Source organism: Allocoleopsis sp. (assembly GCF_036703385.1).
Taxonomy (GTDB): Bacteria; Cyanobacteriota; Cyanobacteriia; order Cyanobacteriales; family Coleofasciculaceae; genus Allocoleopsis.
Window position 1 is genome coordinate 1 of sequence record NZ_DATNPA010000427.1, and the last position, 7412, is coordinate 7412.

The following is a 7412-nucleotide window of genomic DNA, read 5'->3' on the forward strand; positions in this document are numbered from 1 at the left end:
AAATTCTGGGGACAATCGCTAGTCCTGAATTACTGCCTGATTTATCTTTGCGTCTCAAAACAGATAAAAATCCTTATTTACTTCATACAATTTATGCCATTCAAGAACGCTGCAAATTCTACAACTACACCCTTACCCAACCCCCTCAAATGGAAAATAAATCCAAGTCAGATGTAAAGCGCGACCAAGTCTTTATTAGCTATAGCCACAAGGATAAAACAATCCTGGAAAAACTCCAGACTATGCTCAAGCCAATAATCCAGAACAAAACCATCTTGGTTTGGGATGATACGAAAATCCAAGCCGGGGCCAAGTGGCGAGACGAAATTGAGAAGGCTCTCGCTAGAGCTAATGTGGCTGTCTTGATGGTGAGTGCAAATTTCCTAGCATCTGACTTCATCGCCAAGCACGAACTGCCACCCCTGCTAAACGCTGCCGAACAAGAAGGACTGAAAGTTATTTGGGTGCCTGTTGGTTATTGCCTGTATGAAGAAACAGAAATTGAGCCATACCAAGCAGTACATAATCCTTCTCAACCCTTGGAGAGTTTGAAAGGAGCAAAACTTAACGAGGTATTAGCAAAAATTTGTCGCGAAATCAAAGCAGCAACTACCGCTACGACATGACCAAAGATGGACGTAACCTCGACAAAATTTGTGCCGGAACCTTCGGCGCATCCACCAAAGAACTGGTAACAAAGACTCCCTAGCAAGACAACCTGCTGAAATTTGAAGGCGATAAGCTGACTGTCCGCACCCATTGCCGCAGAAAAGAAAATGGCACCTGGGAACCTGATAGTATTTGGCTTCAGAGTAAGGGGAAAAGTTCAACAGATTTCTATGCGATTAAGTTGTGAGTTTAGATCTCCCCCAGCTCTCTTCATCCTCACTAAAGCTCCGGTAAAAAACAGGGGAGAAGAGAGGAGAGTGCGATCGCACTTCACGCACCGTCAAAGGCGATCGCACTCTCAAACAACTTTGTCAGCCATCCCAAAACCCATTTTTAAGGAGTAGTGGCTGACTCAGACTTCACACAGTTGAGCATCCGCAACGTTGCAGCGGCGGCGTAGTTCCGACGAGTTTGAGTATCTGGGGCAAAGGCACTCCCTGTTTCGTTCACGGGAGAAGCGACTCGGCAATAGGAAGACATTTGACTAATCAGCGAAGCTGCCCAGTGCCCTTGAGTGTCTGAAAACTGTTGGGCTGGCTGCTTCGGAGTCAGGTTGGCTTGCCGTCCTTGGAGCGTTTGAGCAAACTCAGCCGCCCGCCGTTGTACTGCCATGAGTTCGGCACGAGTCACGGCTTGAGTGGGTCGAAATGTCCCATCGGTATAGCCACTAACAATTTTATTGTCCCGTGCCCATTGAATCTTGGCTGCACTCCAGCGTGAAGTGGCAACATCAGGATAGGGAGAGGCTGAAACTTGAGTGGGAACCGTGATATTTGCACCAGGTAGCTTGCCTAAGGCTTCAATCACCATAGACACCAATTGCTCTCTGGTTAAAGCAAGTTGCGGCCTAAAGGTATTGTCTTCTCTGAATCCAGCAATGAAGCCCAGCGCCACTGCATCGTTAATTTCCGAAGCGTAGACATCGGATGCAATGTCTCGGAAAGCAATGGTGGTACCAGTGCCAGTGCCAGTGCCAGTGCCAGTGCCAGTGCCAGTGCCTGTGCCTGTGCCTGTGCCTGTGCCTGTGCCTGTACTTGTACCTGTGCCAGTACCAGTACCAGTACCCGTGCCAGTGCCAGTACCTGTGCCTGTGCCTGTGCCTGTGCCAGTGCCTGTGCCTGTGCCTGTACCAGTACCTGTTCCGGTTCCGGTACTACCAGAACCTCCAATACTGGCTAAAGTTGCATCATTGGTGAGATAGACGTGACCGAGGGTTTTGCCTTCGTAGGTTCTTTTCGTTAGTCGCCAACCAGGTTCTAGAGAGATTTTGGCAAAGCCACTAGCAACACCTCCTGTTCTGCCGATGAGAATATCGGGTGCTGTGCGATCGGTTCGGGAGGTGGCAACTAGTTGTAGCTCACCGTTACGCTCTACAATTCTCAAGAGGTATTGTAGCCCCAAATCTTCATCAGCTAGGCGCATGGAATAACCATTCGCGTCTGTACTGCGTCCACAGATACCCGTAAAGTCAAAATTTAAGAGTAGTGGATCAACGATGACGGGGTTGCTACCACTTTCGCTCCAGCACTGGCGCTTGGCTGAAACTTGCTCAATGAGCAGCAGTTGATGCTGATTGTTGCCATAGGGTGCAGCTACGGCAATGAATTTCTGTTGGTCAACCTCTTGTTTCCCAAAGGTTGCCGCCTTGACTAAGGTACCTGCACCGATTAAGGAGATTAAAACTGTGGCAAGCGCCGCTGCTGTCCCTCGAAACGAAGTCTTCATCGTGTCTCTCGCTAAAAAATCAAATATGCTTTTGTGTAATGGGGTAAATTCTTTGTTCAAATTATTTGATGAACCTCATCCTTAAAAGTTTCCACAATTATTATTCACAGGCAAATTGGTCGCGCCGGAGTAAAGATATCACAATCTGACCGCCTAATGACCGAGCGCGCTTGGCTCAGACTCCATGTCTTCGCCTTGTCCTGTGTGACAGTTTGAGGAATGTCCACTGCTCGATGAAGGGTTAAGGCAGTTTTGGACGATCTTCACCCTCACTTGTGTGTGAAACTCTGACAACCAGCACAAATCGATCTGCTGTCGTGACCCCATCCAGTCAGGATAATGCTATGTTTTCACGGGAGACTGGCCCAAATGTACTATAACTTCATCGGTTTCAGTTTCGGATTGGGAGTTCTGGTGCTGCTGGCTTTTGGGATACTGCAATGGTTGCATATACCAGCCGGTAGCTTTATAGATTGGGTCATTGCGATCGCAATTTTCGAGTGGCTGCTGGTGATTGTTACAGTACCGTGGAATATACACTTTGAAGCTAAGGCCGTGTTGGACGAGGCGGCGGCGTCTGAGCAAAAGGAGATTAAGATTGATCAAAAGCAAGTCGAGTATGCCAAGGTAATCGCCAAGCGATCGCTCGTTGTTGCTATTACACTGCATTTACTTTCAGCCGCCGGACTTTATACCCTCGCTGCTACCGGTATCAGCGTGGTGGGTTACATCAGTTCCGGTGCCGCCTTACTGCTCACCGTTCTGCGTCCAGCCATCCGAACCTATGAATATCTCGCCGCCCGCTTAGCGATGATTCGGCAAGAATTTACTTATCCCAGAGAAGATATTTGGGAACTGCGGAATCGCTTCACTACCCTAGAAGAAACCGTCAAGCGCCTCGAAGAGCAACTCGATCCAGAAGAACCTTACTCCTGGGTAGCCACCAATCAACAGTTTCAGGGAGAGACTCGTAAAGAGTTAGCTCAGCTAGGGGCATCGATTGAACAATTACGAGCAACCAACGAAGCTCAGCACGAGCGTCTTTCGAGGGAAGCCCAAAATGCGATCGCGCAGCTAACCACAGATGGACAATTTCTCGACCACGTTCGCGAAATTATCCGCTTTTTCAAGACGGCTTAGTACGAGAAAACAAAACAGAACTTACACTGCAACTCTACTAGTAGGGTGCGTCGCGACGCACCCTACTATTGTTTTTTTCCCCATTGGGATGTACGCTCACCAACAGGAGAGCGTCGTGGCACGTCTACTGAAGATTTTATTGCATAAAAGTCATAGAGTGCGCCGATAACTACTACAGATAGATACAATTATCTTTTACCTCGATTTCCCATATAGAATCGATAAGTCTTATTAGCTGATCTGAGACAATCTTTGCTCATTGACCAGGGGCGAAAGTAGCAAGATTGCCTTAAAGCTTATTGGCAACTTTCAATACTTCTGAGCGAGAGCGCGATGAAACTATCCACCAAAAGCATTGGCTTATTGCTAACCCTGGTTTTGTTGGAAACTCTCTCCAGGCAAGCACAAGCGCAACTCATCACACCTGAATTAGGGTCTAACGGTACAGGCACCGTCATTACTACTCCTGATGGCAACCAATTTGACATCAACGGGGGTACTCAGTCAGGAGCCAATCTCTTCCATAGCTTCCAGCAGTTTGGCCTTAATTCTAATCAAACGGCTAACTTTCTTACCAACCCAACTATTCAAAATATCCTAGGTCGAGTTGTTGGAGGAAATCCTTCTGTTATCAATGGATTAATCCAGGTTAGTGGCGGGCAATCTAATCTCTTTTTGATGAATCCTGCGGGGATAATTTTTGGCGCAGGAGCTCAGTTAAATGTGCCGGCTGATTTTACGGCAACGACAGCTACAGGCATTGGTTTGGGTAGCCATTGGTTTAATGCTCTAGGTGCTAATGACTATCCATCACTCATCGGTAGTCTGAGTACTTTTGCCTTTACAAATCCTCAACCCGGAGTCATCCTCAATGCGGGTAATCTGAGTGTGCAGCAGGGAAACTTAAGTTTGTTAGGCGGCACGGTTGTCAGTACCGGGCAACTTCAGGCACCCAACGCTCAGGTTACGGTAGCAGCAGTACCTGGACAAAATCTTTTGCGTATCAGTCAACTGGGGAATCCGCTGAGTTTAGAGATTCAACCCATAGAACCCGGTAGCAGTCAACCGTCGAACTTCCTGTTACCTATTTTATCCCTACCCCAGATGCTAACCGGTGGAGGTGTGGAGGGTGCGACAGGATTAACCGTTAATAGTAATGGTCAAGTGGAACTAACCAGTTCTGGTTTGCCAGTGGAAGCTGGGGATGTGACGGTACGGAATTTGACTGGAACAACAGCGAATCTACAGGCGAACCACAACTTAACTTTAGTGGAGAGTCAGCTTTCTACAACAGGAAACTTGCAATTATTGGCGGGCGATACTGTAAAAGTGCGAGATACTGTGGCGAATCCTTTTGTTGCCGCCGCAGGAGGAACTCTCACACTTCAGGGCAACCACGACGTTGATATTTTTGCCTTGAATCATCCAGGGAGTGGTTTCTTCTCTGGTGGGGATATGGTGTTGCGTTCTGCCAATACCGTTGGAGGTGATGCTCACTATACAACTGGTGGCAATTTTCGCATTGAACAGTTGACTGGTATTGCTGGGAATTTATCGAGTCCCAAAGACCCAGTGATTCGAGCCAGTGGAGATGTTAGTTTTAACAGTTATACAGGAGCTTCTCTGCACATTTTTGCAGGGGGTAGTGTAACCATTTCAGGAAATGTGACCATCACAGGCATTGACCAACTGAATTTTATCAGTGAGACTGTCACCCTCTCGGATGGAACAACTCAACTAGCCATCAACGGCAGCACTCAACCAACTCTCGATATTCGAGCAGGAACCACTGCCTTCGGTACCCCAGGAGTTGCACCACCATTTCCCACTGGTTTTACTCCTGGAGTTCCCGCGACTGGCGGAACTCCAACGGGTGCCAATATCACAATCGGCAGTATCAATATCACGGCTCCCAATGGCTCGGTGTTTTTGACAAATCAGTATTTCCCTAATACATCTTTACTTGGTGGAGCGATTCAAGTTGGGGCGATTAATAGCAGCAGTAATGCAACTACCACTAATGTTCCAGTTAATGGCGGTTCAGTGACAATCGACTCTCGAAATGGAATTACACTAACTGGAAATATCAACACGTCTTTTGCCCCTACTACGTTCATTGCTGGAAGTGGTGGTGCAGTCAATTTGATTGCTCAAGGTGATATTAATACAGGTGATATTAATACCTTTGCTGCTGGCAATGTGTTCACGACAGGAACAGGTGGCTCAGTCAACTTAAAGGCTGAAGGAAGTATCCTAACGGGTGCAATTGATACATCTGCTGCACCGACTGTTTCTGTATTTCAAGGCAGTGCAACAGGTGGTTCAATCAACTTTCAGGCTGGAAAGAACATTCAATTTAATACCATTAATAGTGTAGCTAGCCTTGGATTAGGGAACGCTTCAGGGGGTCAAGTTAACCTAATTTCTAATGGGTTAGTCCAAGGAACAGGACAAATTTTGGGTAGCACGATTAATACTCAAGCCACTACAGGAGGCCAAGGAACTGCTACAGGGGGTGCTGTCACAATTCAACATGATGGTGGCTCTGATAATCTACCTTTTGTGGTTGGAAGTCCGAGTATTAATGGTACAACCGGAGCCATTAACAATACCAATACTCCAACTCCTGCTTTGGCGTCAGGTTCATTTCCAGTCCTTGCTAATGGTGGAACGGCAACGGGGACTCCAACGGGCATTACTATAAGGTCTATCAATACTCCACCCACGCTGACGGCAAATACCCAGCTACCCAGTACTCAACAAAATCAGTCGCTCACGTTCACAGTGGGGGATTTAAATCCAGCAGTGAATGATGGCAATCGAGATAACACTTCACTGGAGATTGCTTCAACTCCAGCAGGAACCCTAACCCGAAATGGTGTCCCACTGGGTGCAGGAGACACTGTGACAGCTAATGATGTCTTGGTTTACACTCCACCACAGGATGCGACTGGACAAGTTAATGCGTTTGTGTTGAGGGCGAGCGATCGCGTTTCCACTTCATCCCCGCTACAGATAGCCATTAACGTTACTCAAATTCAGCCACCACCACCGCCACCGCCGCCACCGCCGCCACCACCGCCACCACCGCCACCACCGCCGCCACCACCACTGCCTCCAACCAGTCTGCTTCCGCAGGCAGCTCCCCAACAACGGCTATCGTTACCCCAGCTGTCAATTAGTACTCTTGCTCTACCACTGGTAACTCTGCGTCCGCCCCAGTCGCCTGCTGTTACACCATTGCTGTGCTTGAGGGGAATTTTGCCTGAACCCTCATTCTTAATGACGCCTCAATCGTCAATTGTCTTGGCAACTGGAATTACGTCATTTGGGTTGAATTCCTCACTAATCTCACCGCCTGGCTCGATTCCCATGTCAGGTCATATTTCATCAAATGGCCCGAATAACCCATCATTCTTCATACAGATGTCAGGGTTTGCGCCTAATCCCGCACAACCCGGTAGTTCTCCATCAATCTCGCCGTCCCCAACCCCAATGCCATCGGGGAACGCACCTAATCCCGCACAACCTGGTGGTTCTCCACCCATTCCGAATCCTCAGCCCCTAGTAATAGCTCCAACTACTCCAAATACTCCTTTGCAAAATTCTGGCAATTCGTCCTCAACCACATCAGGACAGACTAATCGAGGCAATACCACTACCACGGCACAAAATCCCAGCAGTCCGTCCTCGACTTCATCAGGACAGACTACTTCAGGTACTGCCCTTGCTTCCTCACAACAAAACGAGCTGCAAAGTTCACCAGTCGCCCAGAAGATGCAAGAGTGTCAGCAACAAGTCGAGTCTCTCAACCAGAAGGGAGCAGGGACTCATAGTCAAAGTGATTATAGCCAACTCGTTGAGTGCTATCAGCAGAC

4 protein-coding genes are annotated in these 7412 nt (G+C 48.1%); 3 read left to right on the plus strand and 1 reads right to left on the minus strand.

Annotated features, from left to right (window positions below; genetic code table 11):
* On the plus strand, positions 1-626 hold a 626-nt coding region (locus V6C93_RS21095), incomplete at its 5' end, for a toll/interleukin-1 receptor domain-containing protein (RefSeq protein WP_333478643.1).
* Between the two features lie 376 nt (positions 627-1002).
* Here the strand turns inward: V6C93_RS21095 and V6C93_RS21100 are convergent.
* Entirely contained in the window at positions 1003-2394 is a 1392-nt protein-coding gene (locus tag V6C93_RS21100) for a DUF3747 domain-containing protein (protein ID WP_333478644.1), read from the minus strand.
* A gap of 369 nt (positions 2395-2763) precedes the next feature.
* Between V6C93_RS21100 and V6C93_RS21105 the strand changes: the two genes are divergently transcribed.
* Positions 2764-3534 (plus strand): hypothetical protein, encoded by a 771-nt coding sequence (locus V6C93_RS21105; protein ID WP_333478645.1) that lies wholly within the window; start codon positions 2764-2766, stop codon positions 3532-3534.
* A 333-nt stretch (positions 3535-3867) separates the two neighbouring features.
* On the plus strand, positions 3868-7412 hold a 3545-nt coding region (locus V6C93_RS21110), incomplete at its 3' end, for a filamentous hemagglutinin N-terminal domain-containing protein (protein WP_333478646.1).